The sequence below is a fragment of the Variovorax soli NBRC 106424 genome (genome assembly GCF_001591385.1).
Lineage (GTDB): Bacteria > Pseudomonadota > Gammaproteobacteria > Burkholderiales > Burkholderiaceae_C > Variovorax > Variovorax soli.
On the sequence record NZ_BCUU01000061.1, the window covers coordinates 1 to 23,534 of the forward strand.

A 23,534-nucleotide genomic window follows, 5' to 3' on the forward strand; every position below is an offset into this window, starting at 1 on the left:
CTCTCCGAACTCGACGCCAACGCCGGTGCAAGCGCCCCTGCCCCCACCCCCGCCCTCCCCCAGAGGGGGAGGGAGTGAAGAGAGGCGCTCACCACACGCCTCCTGGAAAGGCCCGCTGCAGGTATTGCATGTCGGCCAGGATGAAGCCCATGTGCTCGCTGTGGCGGCCGCGCTTGCCGTCGCTCTGGAACTTGCTCTCGGCCGGCATGTCGAGATTCGCTTCCGAGAGGATATGCTGCATCTCGGCCTGCCACGGCGCCTTGAGTTCGGACCAGCGCGGGCCCCAGCCGGCATCTGCCGCGGCCTCGTCGGCGGCGTCGGTGTCGAACAGCTCGGCCGCATAGCGCCACAGCGCAGCCAGCGCGGCTTCCACGCGCTGGCGCGATTCATCGGTGCCGTCGCCCAGGCGCACCACCCAGTCGCCCGAATGCTGCTGGTGGTAGCGCGCCTCCTTCACCGCCTTGGCGGCAATGGCGCGCAGTTCGGCGTCGCTGCTTTCCACCGCCAGCCGCTCCCACAGCAGCTTGAGCCAGGTGGCGGCCATGGTGTTGCGCAGCACGGTGAAGGCGAAGTCGCCGCGCGGGAGCTCGGCCAGCGTCACGTTGAAGTAGTCGCGCTCGTTGCGCAAAAAGGCGAGCTGGTCCTCGTCATGCGAGCGGCCTTCCACTTCGCCGGCGCGGGTGAGCACGGCGCGCGCCTGGCCGATCAGGTCCAGCGCGATGTTGGACATGGCGATGTCCTCTTCCAGGATGGGCGCATGGCCGCACCATTCGCCGATGCGCTGGGCCAGGATGAGGCAGCTGTCGCCGATGCGCAGCAAATACTGCGTGGCGGGCGTCAGCTCGAGTTGGATGGAGGTTGCGGTCATGGCAAGCAAGGCCTTACATGTGGTCAACCGCCTTGGGCAGTTGGTAGAAGGTGGGGTGGCGGTAGACCTTGTCCTCGGCCGGATCGAAGTACATGTCCTTGTCGCCGGGGTCGCTGGCCACGATCTGGTCCGACTGCACCACCCACACGCTGCAGCCTTCCTGGCGGCGGGTGTACACGTCGCGCGCCATCTGGATCGCCATCTTGGCGTCGGCGGCATGCAGACTGCCGCAATGCTTGTGGTCGAGGCCCGCCTTGCTGCGGACGAAAACTTCCCACAGCGGCCATTCGTTGTCGGTGGTGTTGGTGACGTCGCTCATGCGGCCTCCTTGATGTTTCGTTGCTGTTGCTTGCGTTGGTGGGCCAGGGCGGCTTCGCGCACCCAGGCGCCGTCGTCCCAGGCCTTGACGCGGGCGCCCAGTCGCTCGCGGTTGCACGGGCCGTCGCCGGCGATCACGCGCCAGAACTCGTCCCAGTCGATGGGGCCGTGGTCGTGCGCCTGGCGGGCTTCGTTCCACTTGAGCTTGGGGTCGGGCAGCGTCACGCCCAGGATCCTGGCCTGCTCCACCGTGGCGTCGATGAACTTCTGGCGCAGCTCGTCGTTACTCACGCGCTTGATGCCCCAGCGCATGGACTGCGCGCTGTTGGGCGACTGGTCGTCCGGCGGGCCGAACATCATGATCGAGGGCCACCACCAGCGGTTGACGGCGTCCTGCACCATGTCCTTCTGCGCCTGCGTGCCCTGCTGCATCATGGTCAGCAGGCTCTCGTAACCCTGGCGCTGGTGAAAGCTCTCCTCGCGGCAGATGCGGATCATGGCCCGTGCGTACGGCGCGTACGAGCAGCGGCAGATCGGCACCTGGTTCATGATGGCCGCGCCGTCCACCAGCCAGCCGATGGTGCCGATGTCGGCCCAGGTCAGCGTGGGGTAGTTGAAGATGGAGCTGTACTTGGCCTTGCCGGTGTGCAGCGCATCGAGCATCTGGTCGCGCGAGGTGCCCAGCGTCTCGGCCGCGGCATAGAGGTACAGGCCGTGGCCGCCCTCGTCCTGCACCTTGGCCAGGAGGATGGCCTTGCGCTTGAGGGTGGGTGCGCGCGTGATCCAGTTGCCCTCGGGCAGCATGCCCACGATTTCCGAATGCGCGTGCTGGCTGATCTGGCGCAACAGCGTCTTGCGGTAGTGATCGGGCATCCAGTCCTTGGCCTCGATGAAGTCGCCGGCGTCGATGCGCTCGTCGAAACGCTCCTGCAGGCGCATTTCATCGGCCGAGCGGACCGGCTTCGCGCCGTCCCCGGGCTCCTTGCCCATGGTGTCCATGGCTTGGGTGTACATGGCGTGTCCTTTCCGAATGAAGATGTTCAGCGGGGGCGCTTGTCGTAGACCCGCTTGGCCTTGCCGGTCTGCGTGCGCTCGATGCCGTCGGGGTCGAACACGCGCACCGCGGTGGAAATGCCCACCAACGTCTTGATGCGGTGCTGTACCCACTTGGCGATCTCGCTGCGCTCGCTGTCGTCCAGGCCGCGCAGCTGCGGCTGCAGCTCGCAATGCACCTCGACCGTGTCGAGCAGGCCTTCGCGGCTGATGTGCAGCTGGTACACACCGGTGAGCTTCTCGTGCGCCAGCACGATCTCTTCCACCTGCGTGGGGAACACGTTCACGCCGCGGATGATCATCATGTCGTCGCTGCGGCCGACGATCTTGCCCATGCGGCGGAACGAGCGCGAGGTGGGCGGCAGCAGGCGCGTGAGGTCGCGCGTGCGGTAGCGGATGACGGGCATCGCTTCCTTGCTGAGCGAGGTGAAGACGAGTTCACCCTCTTCCCCGTCGGCCACCGGCTCGCCGGTCTCGGGGTTGATCACTTCGGGGTAGAAGTGGTCTTCCCAGATCACCGGGCCGTCCTTGCTCTCGATGCATTCGCTGGCCACGCCCGGGCCCATCACTTCCGACAGGCCGTAGATGTCGACGGCGTCGATGCCGGCCTTGTGCTCGATGTCGCGGCGCATGGCTTCCGTCCATGGCTCGGCGCCGAAAATGCCGACCTGGAGCGAGCTGGCCGCCGCATCCAGGCCCTGGCGCGTGAACTCCTCGATCAGCACCTGCATGTAGCTGGGCGTGACCATGATGATGTTGGGCTTGAAGTCGGTGATGAGCTGCACCTGCTTCTCGGTCTGCCCGCCCGACATGGGAATGACAGTGCAGCCCGCGCGCTCGGCGCCATAGTGCGCACCCAGGCCGCCGGTGAAGAGGCCATAGCCGTAGGCCACATGCACCATGTCGCCCGGCCGCCCGCCCGCGGCGCGGATGGAGCGCGCCACCAGGTCGGCCCAGGTGTCGATGTCGTTCTTGGTGTAGCCCACCACCGTGGGCTTGCCGGTGGTGCCGCTGGAGGCGTGGATGCGTGCCACCTTCTCGCGCGGCACGGCGAACAGGCCGAAGGGGTAGTTGTCGCGCAGGTCGGACTTCACGGTGAAAGGGAACTTCCCCAGGTCGGACAGCTGCTTCAGGTCTTCGGGGCGCACGCCCTTGGCGTCGAAGGCCTTGCGGTAGTGCGGCACGTTGTCGTAGGCGTTCTTCAGCGTCGCCTGCAGGCGCTTGAGCTGCAGCGCGGCAATCTCGTCGCGGCTGGCGCGCTCGATGGGGTCCAGGTCGCCCGGTGCGGGTGTCTTCACGGTCATGGTGTCTTGTCTCCGTCCTGTCGGGTCAGGCAGGCAGGTTGCCGGCGGCAGGCTTGCCCTTCATGGTGTGCGAGCGGCCGCGAAACACCGCCACGCGCTCGCCGCGCTGGTTGATCACTTCGCAGTCGTACAGGCCCGTGCGGCCGGCCTTCGAGACTTCGAAGGCGCGTGCGGTGAGCATGTCGTCCTTGCGGCCGGGCGCCAGGAAGTCCACCGCGATGGAGGCCGCCACCGTCAGCTCGCCGTGCGAATTGCAGGCGAAGGCAAAGGCCGAATCGGCCAGCGTGGTGATGAGGCCGCCATGGCAGGTGTCGTGGCCGTTGAGCATGTCTTCGCGCACGCGCATGGTGAGCGTGGCGGTGCCGGGGGCGATGGCGGTCACTTCCATGCCCATGGCACGGGTGGCGCGGTCGTTCAAAAGCATGCCGTCGCGCACGCGCTCGGCGATCTGTTGGGGCGAAAGGTCGCTCATGGAATCCATGCGGTTTCAGCGGTCGGTGAAGTTGGGCGCGCGCTTGTTGCGGAACGCGTCCACGCCCTCAAGGTAGTCATGCGCGCCGCCGAGTTCGGTCTGCAGCTGCGCTTCCATCTGAAGGGCGGCGCGCAGGTCCATGTGCTGCGCATCGGCCAGCGCCTTGCGGGTGACGGCCAGCGCCCGGGTGGGCATGGCGGCCAGGCGTGCGGCCAGCGCGCCGACCGACTCGGCCAGCTGCGCGTCGTCCACGCACTGCCAGATCATTCCCATGGCGTCCGCCTGCTCGGCGGGAATCCTGTCGCCGGTCATCGCAATGGCCAGCGCGCGGGCATGGCCCACCAGGCGCGGCAGCAGCCAGGTGCCGCCGGTGTCGGGCACCAGCCCGATCCTGGAAAAAGCCTGGATGAAGCTGGCCGAGCGCGCCGCCACCACCACGTCGCAGCACAGCGCCAGGTTGGCGCCGGCGCCGGCCGCCACGCCGTTGACGGCGGCGATCACCGGCACGGGCATGGAGCGGATGCGTTCCACCAGCGGCAGGTAATGCGCCTCGATGAGTGCGCCCAGGTCCTTGCCCGGCGCGACCTGCGGATCGCCCAGGTCCTGCCCGGCGCAAAAGCCGCGGCCGGCACCGGTGATGACCAGGCAGCGCACCTCGGTGCTGCCGGCCGTGTTGTCCAAGGCCGCCAGCAACTCGGCGTGCATGGCGGTGGTGAAGCTGTTCATCGCCGCCGGCCGGTTGAGCGTGATGGTGCGGGTGGCGCCCGCGTCGGTCACCAGGACCAAGTGCTCCGTTGTCATCGTGGGTTTTCCGTGGTGGTGGGGTTTTCTTGCGGGGCCTTGAGCCAGATCAAACACTATTGACCGACCGTTCGGTAGATTTTAGGATGAGGCGCATTGAAACTTCAAGACGCGAGGCTTCAGGGCAAACCCTAGGCCGCCGCCCAACGGCGGCCCGGAACCCCGAAGCGCCAGCACAAGACAAGGAGACATTCCAATGCCCTGCTACTCCATCGAAGGCGTGATTCCGGTCATCGACCCGAGCGCCTACGTTCACCCCACGGCCGTGCTGATCGGCGACGTCATCGTGGGGCCCGACTGCTACGTGGGCCCCTGTGCCAGCCTGCGCGGCGACTTCGGACGCATCGTGCTGCACAAGGGCGCGAACGTGCAAGACACCTGCGTCGTCCATGGCTTTCCCGACCAGGACACGGTGGTGGAAGAGAACGGCCACATCGGCCACGGCGCCGTGCTGCACAGCTGCGTGGTGCGCCGCGATGCGCTGGTGGGCATGAACGCGGTGGTAATGGACAAGGCCGAGATCGGCGCCTTTTCCATCGTGGCCGCCTGCGCCTTCGTGCCCGCCGGCATGCAGGTGCCGGAGAAGAGCCTGGCGGCCGGCATGCCCGCCAAGGTCAAGCGCACGCTGACCGACGCCGAAGTGGCCTGGAAGCTGGAAGGCACCCTCACCTACCAGGACCTGACGCGCCGCTGCCTGGACACGCTCAAGGAGGTCGAGCCGCTGCAGGCCGTCGAGTCGGACCGGCCGCGCGTGAAGTTCGTGGACGTGAAGCCGCTCATCGAGACCCGGCGCGGCGGCTAGGATCACGCCCGGGATCCCGAAACACACGACAAGAACATCGAGAGAGAAAGCACCACCGGCATGGCACGCGGACGATCAGCCAGCTACGACGACCAGCGCGAGATGATCCTGGCGCAGGCGGCCCAGCTCTTTGCAAAGCGCGGCTATTCGGCCACCTCGATGAACCAGGTGGCCGAGGGCTGCGGCCTCTCGAAGGCCACGCTCTATCACTACTACAGGGACAAATACAGCCTGCTGCTGAGCATCGCGGACGACCACGTCTCGCGGCTGACGGCCATCATCGAGGACGAAGAGGCGCTCACGCTCAAGGGCGAGGCGCGGCTGCGCCACCTGATCCGCCGCATCGTCGAGGAATACGCCCACGCGCAGGACGCCCACCGCGTGCTCACCGAAGACGTGAGGTTCCTCACCGACGAAGACCGCGAGCGCGTGCTCGACAAGGAGCGCCAGGTGGTGGCCGGCTTTGCGCGCGCGCTGGTCGAGACGCGGGGCAAGGGCGACGATGCCGACGCGCAGATGGCCAAGCCGCTGACCATGCTGCTGTTCGGCATGATCAACTGGATGTTCACCTGGATGAAACCCGACGGCGCACTGGACTACGACGCCATGGGGCCGATCGTGGCGGACCTGTTCCTGGGCGGGGTGGACAAGGTGAAGGCGCCGCCGGCCACCGCACCTGCCAAGCGCGTGCGCCCTGCCCGCACCGCCTGAGCCGGGCACAGCGCCGATGCGGCACCCAGGCCGATTGATCCGCATCGCCAGCCTCAGCGGCTACATCGAGCTGGTGGAATCGCTGGGCCGCGACCCGCACGCCTTCCTGGCGCGCGTGGGCCTGAACGCGCAGACCTTCGACAACCCCGAAGTGCTGATCCCGGCCGATGCGGTGCGCGAGCTGCTGGAGATCACTTCACGCGCCACCGGCACCGAAGACTTCGCGCTGCGCCTGGCCGACCGCCGCACTTTTTCCGACCTGGGGCCGCTGGCCCTGGTGCTCAAGGAGGAAGCCACGCCGCGCCAGGCGCTGGACACCCTGTGCCGCTACCTGAAGCTGCTCAACACCTCGCTCATCACCCGCATCGAGGACGTGGGCCAGTCGGTGGTCATCCGCGAGGACCTGATGCCCAGCAGCCACCACCTGCCCATGCGCCAGTCGGTCGAACTGGCCGTGGCGGTGATGTTCCGCATCCTGCGCGAGCTCATCGGCCCGCAGTGGCAGCCGCTGGAGGTGTATTTCACGCACCGCGCGCCGGCCAGCGCATCGGGGCACCGGGCCTTCTTCGGCCGCGCGCCCAAGTTCAACCAGGAGTTCAACGGCCTGGTCTGCGCGGCGGCCGACCTGCAGATTTCTCGCGCGGCCGGCAACCCCAAGGCTGTGCGCTTTGCGCGCGAGTACCTCGACGCGGCCCTGCAATCGCGCAGCGGCGGCCTGGCCGAAGCATGCCGCGAGGTTGTGCTGGTGTTGCTGCCGGGCGGCCAGTGCACCGCGCAGCAGGTGGCCCAGCACCTGCGCGTGGACCGGCGCACTTTGCATCGGCACCTCAGCGCGCAGGGACTGACCTTCAGCGCCTTGCTCAATGAGGTGCGTTCTGAACTGGTGATGCGCCACCTGCGCGACAGCGACCTGCCGCTCGGCGAAGTGGCGAGCCTGCTGGGCTTTGCCGCGCAGAGCAGCTTCAGCCACTGGTTTCGGGCGAGCTTTGGCTGCAGCGTGTCGCAGTGGCGGGCGCGCTTGGCGACGACGGAATCGGTGCCCGGCGAGAAGGATCGCGGCGGTTGAAGCGCGAGGCGGCCTTCTTTCTTCAGTGCGCGGGAGCGCGCGCGGCGATGCCCGTCAGGCGTGCCATGGCCGCCAGGCGCATGCGGTGGTTGCGCTGGATCTCCGCGTCGTCCCGCGCGGAGGGTTCGCGCCCGAGCCGGATCGCGTCGGACAGCAGATCCATGATCCGTGTGGTGGCGAGCGAGTAGCCGCGCATGGCTTCGCGCATCTCATCGCGAAACTGCCCGTCCAGGGGCATGGCGCCGTAGAACTTCGCCACCTCGCGCAGGCGGCGGCTGGTTTCATTCAACTGGGCTTCGACAGCGGACTTTTCGGCGTCATTCATCGGCTTGTTCCCCAAAGGCTTGGGCCGGTCGTGCTGACCGACGCGTTGCAGCCGATTTTGTGGTCGTTCGAGCGTCTCGGAGTGCGAGATCTCTGTGATCTATTGCCAGTGCGGGTGGGAACGGAAGAGCGCCCGGGCCGTCGTGCTGGACGCCCGGGCGCGCTGGTCTCCGTAGGCCCGCCGCTCGCGGGCCGTCGGACGATCCAGGCTAGCGCCTGACCTGGATCATCACGGTGCTGGCCACGCTGGTGAGCCGCCCATCGCTGACGACCAGTTGCAGCACGTAGTTCCCACGCACGTCGGGCACGAAGTTCGGCGCGGCGGTCGTGGCGCCCGTCAACGTGGCCGTGCTCTTCTTGGGCTTGGACTTGAACTTCCAGGTGTACGTGAGCGGGTCGCCGTTCGGGTCGTAGCTCTTGGAGCCATCCAGCGTGACGGTCTGGCCGAGGGTGACGCGCTGGCGCGGTCCGGCCTTGGCGACAGGCGCCAGATTGACGCCCAGGGCGCCGGCGGTCACGACGACCGTGTCGGGGGCACTCGAGACCTTGCCGTCGGACACGACGAGTGCGAGCACATAGTCACCCGGCACGTCGGGGGTCAGCGTGGTGTCCATGCTGGTCGGATTGGCTGGCACGGCATTGCTGCCCGCCGGGCGGCTGACGATCGTCCACGCATAGCTCAGCGTATCGCCGACATTCGCATCGCTGCTCAGCGCGCCGCTGAGGGTGACCATGTTGCCCACCACCGTCGACACGTCATCGCCCGCGTTGGCCACCGGCGCGGCGTTGTCCTGCGCGGCGGTCACCGTCACCGTCACCGAGGCCGGCGTGCTGTTGGCCTTGTCGTCGCTGACGACGAGCCCGATCACGTAGACGCCCGGCACATCGGCCACGAAGGTCGGCGCAGGATCGGCGGCATCGATGGCGGTGAGCTGGGCCATGCTGCCTGCCGGCTTGGAGGTGAAGCTCCACGTGTACGAAAGCAGGTCGCCATCGGCATCCGAGCTGCCGCTGCCGTCGAGTTCGACGGTTGCACCGACCACCACGTTCTGATCGGGGCCAGCCACCGCGACGGGGGCATTGTTCTTGTTCACCGGGCTCACGGTCAGCACCACCTGGTCGGCGACGCTCTGCGCACTCAGGCTGTCGGTGACCACCAGCGAGGCGATGTACGTGCCGGCCTGGTCAAGCGTCAGCGAAGGACGCGGCGACGTGATGTCGTCGATGGCTGCCGTGCTGCCCGCGGGCTTGGAATCCAGCGTCCACGCGTAGGTGATCGGGTTGCCGTCGGGGTCCGAGCTGGCGCTGCCATCCAGCGTGACGAGCGTGCCCTGGGGCACGTTCTGGTCGACGCCGGCGTCTGCCGTCGGCGCACGGTTCGAGCCCAAGGCGACTGCCGTCAACCGCACGATGGCTGGCGCGCTGTTCACCGCACCGTCATTGACCACCAGGGCGAAGGTGTAGTCGCCCGCCAGGTCGGGCACGAAGTGCGCGAACGCCTGGGTGGCATCGGTCACCGTGGCCGCGCTTCCGCTGGGGCCCGCGGTCAACGACCACTTGTAGGTCAGCGCGTCGCCGTTGAGGTCGGAACTCGCCGACCCGTCGAGCACGTCGGTTTCGCCGACCTGCAGGGAGCGGTTGGACCCGGCGTTGGCCACGGGCGCCACATTCACGGCATGCACGGTGGCCGAGGCCGCAGTGCTGTCGACCTTGCCGTCGTTGACCACCAGGGTGACGACGAAGTCGCCGGGCACGTCGGGCGTGAGGCTCACCTTGGCGCCGGTGCTGGCGTCCAGTGCCGCGGCACTGCCCGCCGGGCGCGATGCCAGGGTCCAGGTGTAGCTCAAGGCATCGCCATCGGCATCCGAACTGCCCGTGCCGTCGAAGGTCATGGCGAGCTTCACGGGGGCTGGGTCAGCGCTTGACGCGCTCACCGCGGCGACCGGGCGGGCATTGGCGGCCCCGGTTCCCCCGTCGCTCAACCTTCCCGGCCTGCTGGTCGTGCCCGTCGTGCCGGTCGTGCCGGTTGTGCCCGTCGTGCCGGTCCCGGCAGTCGGGCCATTCGTGCCGGACCCGCCGCCGCCGCCACAGCCAACAAGCGCCAAGGCGCACAACGCTGCCGCGGCCAGCACGTTGATGGAGCGCCCGTGTATTGATCGACCCATGTATCACCTCCGTATTAAAGTGATGCAAAGTGTTAACTAATGTTTCTTCTAGTCACAGGTCGTCGCAATGTGAAACCTTCACACAGTGTGCAGAAGTTGGCGAACTAAATGCTTAATCTTCCGTCATCGAGTGCAACCTAAGCATTACCGAGCACAGGCGCCGTCCCTTCCGTCCAGGGAAATCCCGCAGTGGCCGGCACCACGACCTGACAGCCGTTTGACAGCTTCGTTTCCCGACATTGGAGGCCCCGAGTGGACAGGCCACTCGAATCCAGGCTTCAGACAACAGGAGACGAAAACCCATGAAGGCCACTTCTTTCGCCCGGAACGCAATCGCCCTCGCCGCTGCGCTGGTTGTCGGGCTGGCGGCATGCGGCGGCGGCAGCGACAACGACAGCGCCCCGAGCACGCCGCCGCCGGTGGCGACCAATCCGCCGCCCGAGACGCCCGTCGACCCGCTCGCCAAGGCGCCGGCAGAAGTGCGGGCGACCTGGTTCGGCATCAGCAACTGGCACTACCAGGCGGGCGAGCTGGGCTTCATCCTGGATGGCGAAGTCGTCAACGCCGGACGCGCGCCCACGCCGGCGGCCGTCACCAAGGCGCTCGACGCGCTGAAGCTTCGCGGCTCGGTCGACTTCTTCCTGGTCGGACATGAGCACGGCGACCATGCACTGCAGATTCCCGAGTACGCGAAGCAGACCGGCAAGCCCATCTACGCACCGGCGAATGTCTGCAAGGCGGTGGTGGCGTACGGCAATCCGGAAGGCCAATGCGTGACCATCAACGGCGGCGAGACGTTCAAGATGAACGACTTCGTCACCGTGCGGGTGGTCCGGTGGCTGCACAGCCTGGACTGCGACCAGATCGGCACGGGTTCCGAAGGCGTCGAAACCTTTGGCTTCCTGATCACCGCGCAAACACCCGAGAAGGACAAGGTCCTCACCATCTACGCGTCGGACAGCGGCGCCGGCGGCCAGGACCTGTTCATCCCCCGCGTCGTGGGCAAGGGCACGGCCGCCGAGAAGACCTACGGTGCGCCATTCACCAACCTCGCCAACGCATTCAACGAAGCCGGCGTGAAAAACATCGACCTGTGGCAAGGCGGCCCCGAATCGCGCGTCGTGAACCAGGCCCGGGTGCTGATGCCGGCCTTCAAGATCAAGTACTTCCAGCCTCACCACCTGGGCACCCGTGCCACGCTGGTGGATGGGGTCAGCGTCGGTTTCAAGCTCGAATACGGGCTGCACTTCCCCTACCTGCCGAGCGAAGTGCCGAAGCTGACGGCGTTCATGGCCAGCGAAGGCGTCACGGCCCAGAACCCGGTCAACTACTTCGACGCCTGGGTGCTGAACAAGGACGGGTTCAGCACGAGCGACAACGCCAACGTCAAGGCGGTCTATGGCCTTCCGGCGACCGGGCCTGGCCCCGGCAAGCAAGGTCCCAACCCGCGTTCGGGCCAGCTCGAGTGCACCAACGACTGAGGTGACGCGGCCGATGGCCACGGTCATGCGGCGCTTCACACCTCCCTAGAATCGCTGCGGTGCAGGCGGTCTTGGGACTGACCTGCAGATGCAAGGATGGACGAGGCCCAGATGGAGAACTCACGATGATGATCTGGCGCGTGCTCCGGGCGATGCCGCTGGCCTTGGCCCTTGTGTGCGGGCTGTGCGGGCCCGGTGCGGCGCAGGTCGCCCCGTCCAACGACCCATCGCTGCAGGCGGCAGACTGCGTGATTCCCGCCAAGGCGGGTGGAGGATTCGCGCTGACGTGCGAGCTCGCCCGCGATGCGCTCCAGGCGGTTCGGCCCCTGCGGCCCCCCTTGAACCAGCGCTACATGCCAGGGGGCATCGGCGCCGTTGCCTTCGACCGGATTGCCACCGGCGAGCTGGGAGGCCCCGGCACCCTGGTCGCTTTTTCGAGTGGCTCATTGCTCAATCTGGCGCAGGGCCGCTTCGGCCCGCATCCACCCTCGGTGGTGAAGTGGGTCGCGGTGCTGGGCACCGACTACGGCGTCATCGCGGTTCACAAGGACTCGCCCTACAAGCGCCTGCAGGACCTGGTCGCCGCCTTGCGGCAATCGCCTTCCCGTGTGGTGTTCGGCGCCGGCGGCTCGGTCGGCAGCCAGGACTGGGTGAAAGCCGCCCTGCTCGTGCGCGCGGCGGGCAGCGAGCATCGGGCCATGCGCTTCGTCTCCTTCGAGGGAGGCGGTGACGCCCTGAACGCACTGCAGGGAAGGCATGTCGATGTCTTTGCAGGCGATGCCGCCGAGGCGCTCAAGGCGATGGAGTCGGGCGTTTCCCTCCGGATCCTGGCGGTGCTTTCCGAGAGTCGCCTGGGGGGCGGCCTGCAAGGGGTACCCACGGCGCGCGAACAAGGCGTCGACGTCGTGTGGCCCACGGTTCGGGGCCTCTACATCAGTGCAGCCACGCCCGACGCGGTCTCGGATGCCTGGGCCAAGGCATTTCGCGATGCCATGGCGGCGCCGGGCTACCCGGCGTTGCTGAACAAGTACGGCCTCTACCCTCTTTCAATGACCGGTGCGCCTCTGCATCAATATGTGGACCAGCGGCTGACCGAGTATCGCGAGCTCGCGCCCGAACTCGGCCTGAGGCGGTGGAAGAAGCAATAGCGCTGCAACAGGCTCACGCCTCCACACCCTGACGCGAAGCCGGCCTTGGCCACCAGATGATGGCGAGCAGCCCGCGTCCGGCGTCCGGCACGACCAGTCGCAGTTCCCCGGCGTGGCGCTGGGCGATGGAGCGCACGATGGCCAACCCAAGGCCGAAACCGCCCTTGCCCGCCTGCTTGCCGCGGCGAAAGCGTTGCCCCAGCGTCTCACGCTCGCTGTCGCTCAGCCCGGGGCCGTTGTCTTCGACGTTCAAGCTCCACCCGGCCGCATCGACAGCTGCGAACACGGTGATGGTGCCCTCCGGCGCGTCGTTGTAGGCAATCGCGTTGGCGACCAGGTTGGTCAGGGCCTCGCGAAGCAAGGCGCGGTCGCCGGTGGCGCAGGCGCCTTCGGCCGGGGTGCGGATGCCCAGATCGATCCGCTTGGCGCGCGCCTGCGGCAGCAACTCCACAGCCACTTCGCGCAGCAGCGGCTCGAGTTCGAAAGAGGTCGCCGCCACGGCCACTGTGTCGCTGCGCCCCAGGGCCAGAAGCTGCTGGGAGCTGCGGGTCGCACGTGCAATTTCCCGGCCCAGTGCCTCCAGCGTGTCGTGGACTTTTTCCGGGTCCGCCTCGCGCATCGCGTAGTCCACCTGCATCTGCAGGGTGGTCAGGTGCGTTCGCAGTTGATGCGATGCATCGTCCAGGAACTGGCGCTGCAGGGCGACCAGGTCCTGCGTCCGCGTCATGTGGTGGTTGACCGCGCCGACCAGGGGGCGCACTTCCGCGGGCAGCCCTGTCTCGTCGATTCGCGTCAAGTCCTCGGGCGCGCGCGCTTCGACCTCTCGCGCCAGGCGGGCCAGCGGCTTGAGGGCCAGGTGAAGCACGACGCCCGTCCCCAGCATGAGAAGTGCCAGCACGAAGATGTCTCGAATCGCCGCGCTGCGCACAAAGCGCTGGGTGAACTCCTGCCGCGAGCGCGTGCTCTCCCCCACCTGGATCATCACGCTCCGGCCGTTGGCACCGGCAGGCGTGCGCTCCAGCAGGCGCTGGTACGCGACCAGGCGGACCGCCTCGTTGAAGTACGTGGCGTCATAGAAAACCGGAACCCCCATGGCCGGTTGAGAGGGTGGCTCGGGCAGGTCGGCGCTCCCGAGCTCCACCAGGCCGTCGGAGGTGGCCACCCGGAAGAACACCTGGCCGCTGGCCGTGAGCTCGAAGAACTCGAACATCGAATACGGCAGCTCCACCGACAAGCCGCCGGAGGCCGTGGAGATGTTCGCGTCAATGGATTTGAGCGCGCCGAGCAGGGAGCGGTCATAGGCCGCATTGGCGGACTCCAGCGCGTCATGCCGGGTCATCCACAGCTCGATGCCGGTGACCACCAGCAGCGCCGGCAGCATGAAGAGCAGCATGCGCTGCCAGAGGCTCGTACCGTGCAGCCAGCGGGAGAACTGGAGGCGAGGTGAGCGGCTCACTCCGGTTCCAGCACGTATCCAAGGCCGCGCAAGGTGACGATGCGAACCCCGCTGCCCTCCAGGCGCTTGCGCAGGCGGTAGACCACAACTTCCACCGCTTCCGGGTGGACGTCTTCTTCGTCCGAGAACACACGGTCGATGATCTGCTGTTTGGACAACGGCTCGCCGCTGCGCTGGATCAGCGCGCGCAAGGCGCCGATCTCCCTCGGCGAGAGCGCGAGCGGCTCGCCGTTCAGCATGAACTGCCGGCGGCCCGCGTCGTAGACCAGCGGACCGCAGGCCAGGCGCGGATGCTCCACACCTCGGGCGCGCCTGACCAGCGCCTGCAAGCGGGCCTCGAGTTCGGCCAAGGCGAACGGCTTGGCGAGAAAGTCATCGGCGCCCGCGTTGAGCGCGCCCACGCGCTCGGCCAGCGAATCGCGTGCCGTGAGAATGAGCGCGGGCAGTCGCTGGTCCCGTTCCCGCAGCCTTTGAAGCACGCGGTTCCCGTCCATGCCGGGCAGGCCGAGGTCCAGAACCAGCGCATCATGGTCGCGTTGCTGCAGCGCGCGGTCTGCCAGGCGGCCGTCATCGACCCATTCGACCTGGATGCCGGCGTGTTCCAGCGCCTTGCACAGCCAGGTCCCCAGGGTGTGCTCATCTTCCGCCAGCAGGATTCGCATGGTGCAAATGCTAACCGTGGCGGCAGGTTCAGTCCGGCTTGATGGCCGCCCGTGCGATGACCTTCTGCCACCGAGCCTGCTCGCTGGCGATGAACTGCGCGAACTGCTCCGGCGTCCCGCCCACGACCTCGGCAGCATCTGCGGTCAATCGCTCCATCGCTTCGGGCGACTTCACTGCCTTCATCGTGTGCTCGGACAACTTTGCAACGTGGGCCGGGGCGAGATTCGCGGGCGCCATCAGGCCGTACCACTGGGTCATTTCGAACCCCGGAAACCCCTGCTCGGCCACGGTGGCCACGTCGGGAAGCTGTGGCACCCGCTTCGCGGAGCCTGTGGCGATGCAGCGCAACTTGCCCGACTTGATGAACGGGATGACGGCCGCCGCGCCGATGGCCGAGGCCTCGAGCCGGCCGGCGAGCAGGTCGGTCATCAAGGGGCCCGTTCCGCGGTAGGGCACGTGCAGCATGTAGAAGTCGGCCGTCATCTTCAGGTACTCGAACGCCAGATGCCCGGCGCTGCCGTTGCCGGCCGAGCCGTAGCTGAGCTTGCCGGGCCTGGACTTGGCGAAGGCGATGAACTCCTTGAGGTTTTTGGCCGGCACGTCCGGGTGCACCACGTAGAGGCTGGGCACCTTGGCCAGCAGGCTGATCGGCTTGAAGTCCTTGTTCGGGTCGTAGGGCAGCTTGGCAAAGATGTAGGGGTTGACCGCCAGCGTGCCGATGTGCCCGAGGATGAGCGTGTGCTGGTCTTCCGAACGAGCCACTTCCTGCATCGCGATGTTGCCGGCCGCACCGGGCTTGTTGTCGACGTAGACGCTCTGGCCCAGGGTCTTGGACAGCTCCGCGGCGGTCGAGCGAGCAACGATTTCAGAGCTGCCGCCCGGCGCAAAGGGCACGACGAAGCGAACGTTCTTGCTGGGCCACGTGCCTTGCGCCAAGGCAAGCTGCGGCACCAGGCCACTGAGCGCGGCTGCACCGCCGGCCTGCAGAAGCTGTCGGCGTCCCAGGGACAGGGCGCCGGTCGGATGGATGGGTTTCATGGATGTCTCCGTCGTCAGGAATCGAAGCATCGTGCACGGTGGAGGCTGTCAGAAAGCTGTCAACGCCCGACAGGGCAGTCTGGCCTGACCGCAATGTCCCATTTGAGCAAACTAATGCCCCAATAAAGCAAGCACTCGGCGAGTCCGGTTCGGATACTTCCGGTCCAGGGGAACAGGTGATTCCCTTCACGACCAGGAGACAGACGAATGAGCTTCATCGCACGCGCCCTCACCGGGCTGATCGCATCGGCACTGGCCTGCAGTGCCTGGGCCTGGGGTGACGCGCCCCTGAAGATCATCGTGCCGGCGCCGGCCGGCGGCACCATGGACATCGTCGCCCGGGTGGTCGGCCAGCAGCTGTCGGCCGACATCGGGCAGCCAGTGGTGGTGGAGAACAAGCCGGGCGCCGGCGGCTCCATCGGCATCCAGACCATGCTGCGCGCGCCGGCCGACGGCAACACGCTGGTGATGGCGGCCAGCAATGTGCTGGCGGAAATCCCGCTGGTGATGAAGGTGCCTTTCGATCCGTTCAAGGACGTGATTCCGGTCGCCTCGGTGGCCCGCTCGGGCGTGGTGCTGGTCACCGCGGCGGACTTTCCGGCCAAGGACTTCAAGGGCCTGGTCGCGCAGCTGCAGGCGCGCAAGGGCAAGTCCAGCTTCGCCAGCTACAGCCCCGGCACCGTGTCGCACTATGCGGGCCTCATCCTCAGCGACCAGGCGGGGCTGGACATGCAGCATGTGGGCTACGCCGGCTCGCCGCCTGCCCTCACCAACCTGCTGGGCGGACAGGTCGACATCATGTTCGACGGCATGCTGACCTCGGTGCCCCTCATCAAGAGCGGCAAGCTGCGCCCCTACGCCTTCTCGGGCAAGACGCGCTCGAGCTACCTGCCCGACGTGCCGACCACCACCGAGCTGGGCTACCCGCAGCTCCAGTTCATGGGCTGGGTGGGTTTGATCGGCTCGTCCAGGCTGCCCGCCGATGTGCTCGCGAAGATTCATGCCGCCATCGACAAGTCCGCCCGCACGCCTGCCGTGCAGCAAAGGCTCGCGGAAGTGGGCCTGGAGCCCGAAGTGAATGTCGATACGCCGGCGCTCATGACCGAGACCAAGGAGATGGCGCAGCGCAATGCCGCCATCGTCAAGAAGTACGACATCAAGCTGAACTGATTCCAGACGACCACCCGACGGAGACGCGCAAATGAAATTCAGGCAACTCACGCCCGCCATCGGTGCGCAAGTCAGCGAGGTTCACCTCGGCGAGGTCTCGCGCGACCCCGCGCAGTTCGCGCAGATCAAGACGGCGCTGCTCAAGCACCGGGTGCTGTTCTTTCGCAACCAGGACATCACGCGTGCCGAGCATGTGGCCTTTGCGCGCTGCTTCGGCCCGCTGGAAGACCACCCGGTGGTCGGCAGCGACCCGGACCACCCGGGGCTGGTGCGCATCTACCGCAGCGACAACCCCCACAGCTACGAGAACACCTATCACTGCGACGGCCTGTGGCGCCCCAACCCGGCGATGGGCGCGGTGCTGCGCTGCATCGAATGCCCCGAGGTGGGCGGCGACACCCTCTGGGTGAACATGGTCAAGGCCTACGACGAGCTGCCCGAGCCGATCAAGGCGCAGATCGCCAACCTGCGCGCCAAGGCCAGCATCGAGCATTCCTTCGGCGCGGTGATGACGCCCGAGGCGCGCACCAGGCTCGCGCAGGAGCACCCCGCCGCCGAGCACCCGGTGGTGCGCACGCACCCCGACACCGGCGAGAAGGTGCTGTTCGTGGGCGCGGGCTTCACCACCCACTTCGTGAACTGGAGCACGCCCGAGAACGTGCGCCACGGCATCGACAAGTCACCCGGCGCATCGCTGCTGCTGAACTACCTCACCAGCCGCGCCAGCATCCCCGAATACCAGGTGCGCTGGTCGTGGCAGCCGGGCGACGTCGTGGTCTGGGACAACCGCAGCACGCAGCACTACGCCTGCAACGACTACTTCCCCGCCCCTCGAAAAATGGAACGCGCAGGCATCGTCGGCGATATCCCGTACTAAGCACCCCTGGAGAACCACATGAACTTCCTCGACGGCCACCTGTTCCCCGAGAACCAGCCACCGCTGATCATCACCGCCGCGCCCTACGCGCCCGGCTGGCTGCCTTCGGACTTTCCGGAAGACATCCCCGTCAGCATGGAAGCGCAGATCCAGAAGGCGGTGGACTGCTACAACGCCGGCGCCACCGTGCTGCACCTGCATGTGCGCGAGCTGGACGGCAAGGGATCCAAGCGCCTGTCCAAGTTCAACGAGCTGATCGCCGGCGTGCGCAAGGCGGTGCCCGAGATGATCATCCAGGTGGGCGGCTCCATCAGCTTCGCGCCCGAGAACGAGGGCCAGGCCGCCAAGTGGCTCAGCGACGACACGCGCCACATGCTGGCCGACCTCGACCCGGTGCCCGACCAGGTGACGGTGACGGTGAACACCTCGCAGATGAACGTGACCGACCAGGCCGAGGACGCGGACTTTCGCGGCACCTCGCGCGAGATCCCGGCCATCTTCAACGCCTACAAGGAAATGACCGTGCCGGCCCAGCCCGGCTGGGTGGAAGAGCATGTGCGGCGCCTGACCAAGGCGGGCATCCAGAGCGCCTTCCAGTGCTACAACCTCAACAGCTTCGAGTCGGTCGAGCGGCTGATGCGCCGCGGCTTCTACAAGGGCCCGCTGGTGATGAACTGGGTGGCCATTGCCGGCGGCATGGACACGCCCAGTGTCTACAGCCTGGCCAACTTCGTGCGCGCCGTGCCGGACGGCGCCGTGCTCACGGTGGAAAGCAATGTGCGCAACGTGCTGCCAGTCAACATGTGGGGCATCTCCATGGGCCTGCACGTGCGCTGCGGCACCGAGGACTGCCTGTGGAACCAGGACCGCAGCGCCAAGGCCAGCACCGTCTCGCAGATCGAGCAGCTGGTGCGCATCTCGCGCGAGTTCGGCCGCCCCATCGCCACGGCGAAGCAGGCGCGCGAGATCAGCAGGATCGGCGTGTTCTACGACACGGTGGAAGAGTCGCTGGCCGCCAACGGCTTCGCGCCCAACCGCCCCGGCGCCAACCAGGGCTTCCTGCGCAAGGCGGCCTGACACCATGGTCAAGGCAGTTCGCTTCCACGAAACCGGCGGCCCCGAGGTGCTGAAGCTGGAAGACGTGGCGGTCGGCGACCCCGGCCCCGGCGAGGCGCGCGTGCGCCACACCTACATCGCCGTCAACTTCATCGACACCTACTTCCGCACCGGCCGCTATGCGCTCGACCTGCCCAACGGGTTGGGCTCGGACGCCGTGGGCGTGGTCGAGGCCGTGGGCCCCGGCGTGACCGACATCAAGGCCGGTGACCGCGTGGGCTACCTGATCGGCCCGCAGGGCGCGTATTCCGAGGCGCGGGTGATGCCCGCTGCCGTGCTCATTCCGCTGCCGGACGGCGTGTCCGACCGCACCGCCGCCACGCTGATGATGAAGGGCATGACGGCGCAGTACCTGTTCCGCCAGGTCTATCCGCTGCACGGCGGCGAGACCATCCTGTACCACGCGGCCGCCGGCGGCGTGGGCCTCATCGCCTGCCAGTGGGCGCGCGCACTGGGCGTGACCATGATCGGCACCGTCAGCACCGACGAGAAGGCCGAGATCGCCAAGGCCAACGGCTGCACGCACACCATCGTGACTTCGCGCGAGAACATCGCCCAGCGTGTGCGCGAACTCACCGACGGCCGGGGCGTGAAGGTGGTGTACGACTCGGTCGGCAAGGACACGCTGATGGCCTCGCTGGACAGCCTGCAGCCGCGCGGCCACCTGATCAGCAACGGCACCTCGTCGGGCGCGGTGGTGGTGGATTCGCAGCTGCTCGCGCAGAAGGGCTCCCTCTGGATGACCCGGCCCGCGATGATCCACTACATCCACCCGCGCGCGCACATGCTCGAGATGGCCCGCGAGCTGTTCGACCATGTGCTGGCCGGGCGCATCACCAGCGAGCCGCGCCAGACCTTCGCGCTGGCCGAGGCGAGCGAGGCGCACCGCGCGCTCGAAGGCCGCAAGACCACCGGCGCCACCGTGCTGGTGCCTTAAGCCCGGCCGCTCACTCGCCCTCGATCCTGGCTCGGCGAAGCCGCAGCGCATTGGCGATGACGCTCACCGATGAAAGCGCCATGGCTGCAGCCGCCACCACCGGGGACAGCAGCCATCCGAAGAACGGATAGAGCACACCGGCCGCCAGCGGAATGCCCGCCACGTTGTACGCAAAGCTCAGGAACAGGTTCTGGCGGATGTTGCGCATCGTCGCGTGCGACAAGGTCCGGGCGCGCACGATGCCCATCAGGTCGCCCTTGAGCAGCGTGACGCCCGAGCTTTCCATGGCCACGTCGGTGCCCGTGCCCATGGCAATGCCCACGTCGGCCGCGGAAAGCGCCGGCGCGTCGTTCACGCCGTCGCCGGCCATGGCGACGATCCGGCCTGCAGCGCGAAGGCGCTGGACTTGCGCCGCCTTGTCTTCGGGAAAGACCTCGGCCACGACCTCGTCGATACCGAGCTCGCGGCCCACGGCTTGGGCCGTGGTCCTGCCGTCGCCGGTCAGCATGACGATGCGCACGCCGGCGTCCTTGAGTGCCTTGATGGCGGCCGGCGTGCTCTCCTTGATGGGGTCCGCGATGGCGACGAAGCCGGCAAAGGCGTTGCCGACGCCCACGAAGATGACGGTCGCCGCCTTCTGTCTCTGCGCCTCCGCGGCCTGGCTCAAGGACGCAACCTCGATGCCCTGCTCCGCCAGGAACTTCGCGCTGCCGGAGACGACCGCCCGGCCTTCGACCGTTCCCACGACGCCCTTGCCAACCGGCGAATCGAAATCGGTGACCGGCGCCAGCGCCAACTGGCGCGCCTTGGCCGCTTCGACCACGGCATGCGCCAGCGGATGCTCGCTCGCACGCTCGACGCTGGCGAGCATTTGCAGCACCTCGTCCGCCGAGAAGCCTCCGGCGGGCTCGACGTGGACAACGCGGGGGCGCCCCTCCGTCAGCGTGCCGGTCTTGTCGACCACGAGGGTGTCGACCTTCTCCATGCGCTCCAGCGCCTCCGCGTCCCGGATCAGCACGCCATGCTGGGCGCCCTTGCCCACGCCCACCATGATGGACATCGGCGTGGCCAGCCCCAGCGCGCAAGGGCAGGCAATGATGAGCACCGCCACGGCCGTGATGAGCGCGTAGCTGAAGGCCGGCGACGGCCCCCACACCAGCCACGCGACGAAGGTCAGCAGCGCCACGGCGATGACCAGCGGCACGAACCAGCCGGCCACCTGGTCGGCCATCCGCTGGATGGGGGCGCGGCTGCGCTGCGCGGCGGCGACCATGTGCACGATCTGCGAGAGCAAGGTGTCGGCGCCGACCTTCTCGGCGCGCATCACGAAACCGCCCGTCTGGTTCATCGTGCCGGCCGTGACCTTGGAGCCGATCGTCTTCACCACCGGCATCGGCTCCCCGGTCACCATGGATTCGTCCACGTTCGCCTTGCCCTCGACCACTTCTCCGTCGACCGGCACCTTCTCGCCAGGGCGAACCCGCAGCTGCTCGCCCACCTGGATGGCATCCACCTGCACGGTTTCATCCGTCCCGTCGGTGTTCACGCGCACTGCCGTCTTCGGGGCCAGCCCCAGCAGCGCCTTGATGGCGCCAGAGGTTTTTTCCCTGGCCCGCAGTTCGAGCACCTGCCCGAGCAGCACCAGCACCGTGATGACCGCCGCGGCTTCGAAATACACGGCCACCGCGCCGTCCTGTGCGCGCAGCTCGCGCGGGAACAGCGCCGGTGCCAGGGTCGCCACGATGCTGTAGAGCCAGGCCGCTCCCGTGCCCAGCGCGATGAGGGTGAACATGTTCAGGCTCCGGTTGCGCAGCGATGCCGCTGCCCGGGCGAAGAAGGGCCAGCCTGCCCAGAGAACGACCGGCGTGGCCAGCACCAGCTGGATCCAGTTCGAGACCTGCTGGGCCACGAGGTGATGGATGTTGAACAGGTGAGCGCCCATCTCGAGCACGAACACCGGCACCGTGAACAGCAAGCCCCACCAGAAGCGCCGCGTCATGTCCTTCAGTTCGGGGCTTTCGCCGACCTGTTCGGTGGCTACCACCGGCTCCAGCGCCATGCCGCAGATGGGGCAGTGCCCCGGCCCGAGCTGGCGCACCTGCGGGTGCATCGGGCAGGTGTACTCGACCTGGCTCGGGTTGCCCTGTGGAACCGGCTTCGGAGCCTTGGGCGCGTGCCCGCTGTGGTCGTGGCTGTGGCCGTGGTCTTGGCTGTGGCGGGGCATCGAGCGGTGCTCGTGTCCGGACGTGGGCATGGGGTGCTCCTGTTCTTGGTTGCGCGATGCGGCGTACTGCGTCGGATGCTGCTTCGACAGGGCCTGACGCTCGCTAGCCGCCCCAACGGAAGGCATGGTCGGCGCGCACGCGCGTCGACGCCACCAGCCGTGCATTGGGTGCGTCGGTCTGCGCCGCCCATTGCACGGCCTCCTGCTCGGTGCGGCCGAAGGCCTGGTGCCGGCGCACCAGCCGCTCGTTGCGCAGCTGCTCGTCCACATCCACGTACCAGCATTCGTCCAGCAGCGCCGACACGCCTTGCCAGGCGCCCTGGTCCACCAGCAGGTAGTTGCCTTCGGTGATCACCAGCCGATGGTGCGGCTCGATGGCGATGGCCCCGGCCACGGCCTCCTCGATCTCGCGGCGGAACTCGGGCGCGTAGACCGTCTCGCCCGCATGCGCCGGATCGCGCAGGCGCTGCAGCAAGGCCAGGTAGCCCGCCGCATCGAAGGTGTCGGGCGCGCCCTTGCGCCCGGCCCGGCCCAGGCGCCGCAGTTCGCTATTGGCCAGGTGGAAGCCGTCCATGGGCAGCACGACGGACATATCGGCAAAGGACGCCTGCAAGGCCGAGGCGAGCGTCGACTTGCCTGCGCCCGGTGCGCCCACCAGGCCCAGCACCACGCGCTGCGCCGCGCCGCGCGCCAGCAGCGCATGCACGCGGGCCAGGCTTTGTTCGGGTAGATGGCTGTGGCTGCCGGATGCCATGCGTGCAGGCTCAGCCGCGGGCCGGAATGCCCAGCCCGCGCGCCACGGCCGGGCGCGCCACGAAGGCGTCGAGCGAGCGCTTGACGTTGGCGAATTCCGAGAAGCCCACCAGGTCGCCGGCCTCGTAGAAGCCCACCAGGTTGCGCACCCACGGGAAGGTGGCGATGTCGGCAATGGTGTACTGGTCGCCCATCAGCCAGTTGCGGCCCTGCAGGCGCTGGTCGAGCACAGCCAGCAGGCGTTTGGACTCGGCCACGTAGCGGTCGCGGGGGCGCTTGTCCTCGTAGTCCTTGCCGGCGAACTTGTGGAAGAAGCCCAGCTGCCCGAACATGGGGCCGATGCCGCCCATCTGGAACATCAGCCACTGGATGGTTTCGTAGCGCGCCGCTTCATCCTTGGGCACGAGCTGGCCGGTCTTGTCGGCCAGGTACAGGAGGATGGCGCCCGATTCGAACAGCGCCAGCGGCTTGCCGCCGGGGCCGTTGGGATCGATGATCGCCGGGATCTTGTTGTTGGGGTTGAGCGAGAGAAACTCCGGCGACATCTGGTCGTTCTTGCCGAAGTCCACCAGGTGCGGCTCGTAGGGCAGGCCCGTCTCCTCCAGCATGATCGACACCTTCACGCCGTTGGGCGTGGGCAACGAATACAGCTGGAGCCGCTCGGGGTGCCTGGCAGGCCACTTGTGGGTGATGGGGAAGCTGTGGAGGTCGAGGGGTTGGGTCATGCGCCCATTCTGTCGCACCCGCGAAAACCTTGGAGAGGCACGCCGACCCGGGCGCCATGCAG

At 67.6% G+C, this 23,534-nt stretch carries 23 protein-coding genes; 9 read left to right on the forward strand and 14 right to left on the reverse strand.

The window, feature by feature from the left end; translation table 11 throughout:
- Positions 1–88 precede the first annotated feature (88 nt).
- Genes paaC through VSO01S_RS17275 form a run of 6 tightly spaced genes read right to left on the reverse strand, consistent with a single transcriptional unit; the run spans position 89 to position 4,816 of the window.
- Positions 89–868, reverse strand: coding sequence for a 1,2-phenylacetyl-CoA epoxidase subunit PaaC (paaC, locus tag VSO01S_RS17250; protein ID WP_068644044.1), 780 nt, complete (start codon positions 866–868; stop codon positions 89–91).
- A 13-nt stretch (positions 869–881) separates the two neighbouring features.
- Positions 882–1,187, reverse strand: coding sequence for a 1,2-phenylacetyl-CoA epoxidase subunit PaaB (gene paaB / locus VSO01S_RS17255; RefSeq protein ID WP_068644045.1), 306 nt, complete (start codon positions 1,185–1,187; stop codon positions 882–884).
- Positions 1,184–2,200 (reverse strand): 1,2-phenylacetyl-CoA epoxidase subunit PaaA, encoded by a 1,017-nt coding sequence (gene paaA, locus VSO01S_RS17260; RefSeq protein WP_068644046.1) that lies wholly within the window; start codon positions 2,198–2,200, stop codon positions 1,184–1,186. The genes paaB and paaA overlap by 4 nt, the downstream gene beginning before the upstream one ends.
- A gap of 26 nt (positions 2,201–2,226) precedes the next feature.
- Positions 2,227–3,543 carry a phenylacetate--CoA ligase PaaK gene (paaK, locus tag VSO01S_RS17265; RefSeq protein ID WP_068644047.1) on the reverse strand — a complete coding sequence of 439 codons (1,317 nt, stop codon included), beginning with the start codon at positions 3,541–3,543 and terminating at the stop codon, positions 2,227–2,229.
- 25 nt (positions 3,544–3,568) lie between these two features.
- Complete coding sequence (gene paaI, locus VSO01S_RS17270; protein WP_068644070.1) at positions 3,569–4,015, reverse strand: hydroxyphenylacetyl-CoA thioesterase PaaI; 447 nt, start codon at positions 4,013–4,015, stop codon at positions 3,569–3,571.
- Between the two features lie 15 nt (positions 4,016–4,030).
- Positions 4,031–4,816 carry an enoyl-CoA hydratase-related protein gene (locus tag VSO01S_RS17275; RefSeq protein ID WP_068644048.1) on the reverse strand — a complete coding sequence of 262 codons (786 nt, stop codon included), beginning with the start codon at positions 4,814–4,816 and terminating at the stop codon, positions 4,031–4,033.
- 196 nt (positions 4,817–5,012) lie between these two features.
- Here VSO01S_RS17275 and VSO01S_RS17280 point away from each other — a divergent pair, with 196 nt between their 5' ends.
- Genes VSO01S_RS17280 through VSO01S_RS17290 form a run of 3 tightly spaced genes read left to right on the forward strand, consistent with a single transcriptional unit; the run spans position 5,013 to position 7,395 of the window.
- On the forward strand, positions 5,013–5,618 hold the full coding sequence (locus tag VSO01S_RS17280; protein ID WP_068644049.1) for a phenylacetic acid degradation protein PaaY: 606 nt from the start codon (positions 5,013–5,015) through the stop codon (positions 5,616–5,618).
- 60 nt (positions 5,619–5,678) lie between these two features.
- The gene (locus tag VSO01S_RS17285) at positions 5,679–6,329 is read left to right on the forward strand and encodes a TetR/AcrR family transcriptional regulator (RefSeq protein ID WP_068644050.1); all 651 of its coding nucleotides are present in this window, start codon (positions 5,679–5,681) and stop codon (positions 6,327–6,329) included.
- A gap of 16 nt (positions 6,330–6,345) precedes the next feature.
- The gene (locus VSO01S_RS17290) at positions 6,346–7,395 is read left to right on the forward strand and encodes an AraC family transcriptional regulator (protein WP_068644051.1); all 1,050 of its coding nucleotides are present in this window, start codon (positions 6,346–6,348) and stop codon (positions 7,393–7,395) included.
- Positions 7,396–7,417: 22 nt separating this feature from the next.
- Here VSO01S_RS17290 and VSO01S_RS17295 read toward each other — a convergent pair whose 3' ends face one another.
- A complete protein-coding gene (locus VSO01S_RS17295; protein WP_068644052.1) occupies positions 7,418–7,720 on the reverse strand; it encodes a hypothetical protein in 303 nt (100 codons plus the stop codon).
- A 208-nt stretch (positions 7,721–7,928) separates the two neighbouring features.
- The gene (locus VSO01S_RS17300; protein WP_084241935.1) at positions 7,929–9,884 is read right to left on the reverse strand and encodes a PKD domain-containing protein; all 1,956 of its coding nucleotides are present in this window, start codon (positions 9,882–9,884) and stop codon (positions 7,929–7,931) included.
- Between the two features lie 302 nt (positions 9,885–10,186).
- Between VSO01S_RS17300 and VSO01S_RS17305 the strand changes: the two genes are divergently transcribed.
- A complete protein-coding gene (locus tag VSO01S_RS17305; protein WP_153305296.1) occupies positions 10,187–11,365 on the forward strand; it encodes an MBL fold metallo-hydrolase in 1,179 nt (392 codons plus the stop codon).
- A 152-nt stretch (positions 11,366–11,517) separates the two neighbouring features.
- Positions 11,518–12,513, forward strand: coding sequence for a Bug family tripartite tricarboxylate transporter substrate binding protein (locus VSO01S_RS17310; RefSeq protein WP_068644072.1), 996 nt, complete (start codon positions 11,518–11,520; stop codon positions 12,511–12,513).
- Between the two features lie 13 nt (positions 12,514–12,526).
- On the opposite strand, the gene VSO01S_RS17315 is transcribed toward VSO01S_RS17310, so the two are convergent.
- Genes VSO01S_RS17315 through VSO01S_RS17325 form a run of 3 tightly spaced genes read right to left on the reverse strand, consistent with a single transcriptional unit; the run spans position 12,527 to position 15,670 of the window.
- The gene (locus tag VSO01S_RS17315; RefSeq protein ID WP_068644054.1) at positions 12,527–13,906 is read right to left on the reverse strand and encodes a sensor histidine kinase; all 1,380 of its coding nucleotides are present in this window, start codon (positions 13,904–13,906) and stop codon (positions 12,527–12,529) included.
- A 59-nt stretch (positions 13,907–13,965) separates the two neighbouring features.
- Positions 13,966–14,631, reverse strand: coding sequence for a response regulator (locus VSO01S_RS17320; RefSeq protein ID WP_068644055.1), 666 nt, complete (start codon positions 14,629–14,631; stop codon positions 13,966–13,968).
- Positions 14,632–14,659: 28 nt separating this feature from the next.
- Positions 14,660–15,670 carry a Bug family tripartite tricarboxylate transporter substrate binding protein gene (locus tag VSO01S_RS17325; RefSeq protein ID WP_068644056.1) on the reverse strand — a complete coding sequence of 337 codons (1,011 nt, stop codon included), beginning with the start codon at positions 15,668–15,670 and terminating at the stop codon, positions 14,660–14,662.
- Between the two features lie 207 nt (positions 15,671–15,877).
- Here VSO01S_RS17325 and VSO01S_RS17330 point away from each other — a divergent pair, with 207 nt between their 5' ends.
- The 4 genes from VSO01S_RS17330 to VSO01S_RS17345 are packed head-to-tail and all read left to right on the forward strand — an operon-like array spanning position 15,878 to position 19,770.
- A complete protein-coding gene (locus tag VSO01S_RS17330; RefSeq protein ID WP_068644057.1) occupies positions 15,878–16,840 on the forward strand; it encodes a Bug family tripartite tricarboxylate transporter substrate binding protein in 963 nt (320 codons plus the stop codon).
- A 31-nt stretch (positions 16,841–16,871) separates the two neighbouring features.
- Positions 16,872–17,717 carry a TauD/TfdA dioxygenase family protein gene (locus VSO01S_RS17335; RefSeq protein ID WP_068644058.1) on the forward strand — a complete coding sequence of 282 codons (846 nt, stop codon included), beginning with the start codon at positions 16,872–16,874 and terminating at the stop codon, positions 17,715–17,717.
- An 18-nt stretch (positions 17,718–17,735) separates the two neighbouring features.
- On the forward strand, positions 17,736–18,794 hold the full coding sequence (locus tag VSO01S_RS17340) for a beta-keto acid cleavage family enzyme (RefSeq protein WP_068644059.1): 1,059 nt from the start codon (positions 17,736–17,738) through the stop codon (positions 18,792–18,794).
- A gap of 4 nt (positions 18,795–18,798) precedes the next feature.
- A complete protein-coding gene (locus tag VSO01S_RS17345; protein WP_068644060.1) occupies positions 18,799–19,770 on the forward strand; it encodes a quinone oxidoreductase family protein in 972 nt (323 codons plus the stop codon).
- A 10-nt stretch (positions 19,771–19,780) separates the two neighbouring features.
- Here VSO01S_RS17345 and VSO01S_RS17350 read toward each other — a convergent pair whose 3' ends face one another.
- The 3 genes from VSO01S_RS17350 to VSO01S_RS17360 all read right to left on the reverse strand — a co-directional run bounded on the left by VSO01S_RS17350 (position 19,781) and on the right by VSO01S_RS17360 (position 23,472).
- The gene (locus tag VSO01S_RS17350) at positions 19,781–22,024 is read right to left on the reverse strand and encodes a copper-transporting P-type ATPase (RefSeq protein ID WP_245684238.1); all 2,244 of its coding nucleotides are present in this window, start codon (positions 22,022–22,024) and stop codon (positions 19,781–19,783) included.
- A gap of 73 nt (positions 22,025–22,097) precedes the next feature.
- A complete protein-coding gene (locus tag VSO01S_RS17355) occupies positions 22,098–22,748 on the reverse strand; it encodes a nucleoside/nucleotide kinase family protein (protein WP_068644062.1) in 651 nt (216 codons plus the stop codon).
- Positions 22,749–22,758: 10 nt separating this feature from the next.
- Positions 22,759–23,472: a glutathione S-transferase N-terminal domain-containing protein gene (locus VSO01S_RS17360; RefSeq protein ID WP_068644063.1), complete on the reverse strand. Its 714-nt coding sequence runs from the start codon at positions 23,470–23,472 to the stop codon at positions 22,759–22,761.
- Positions 23,473–23,534: the final 62 nt, after the last annotated feature.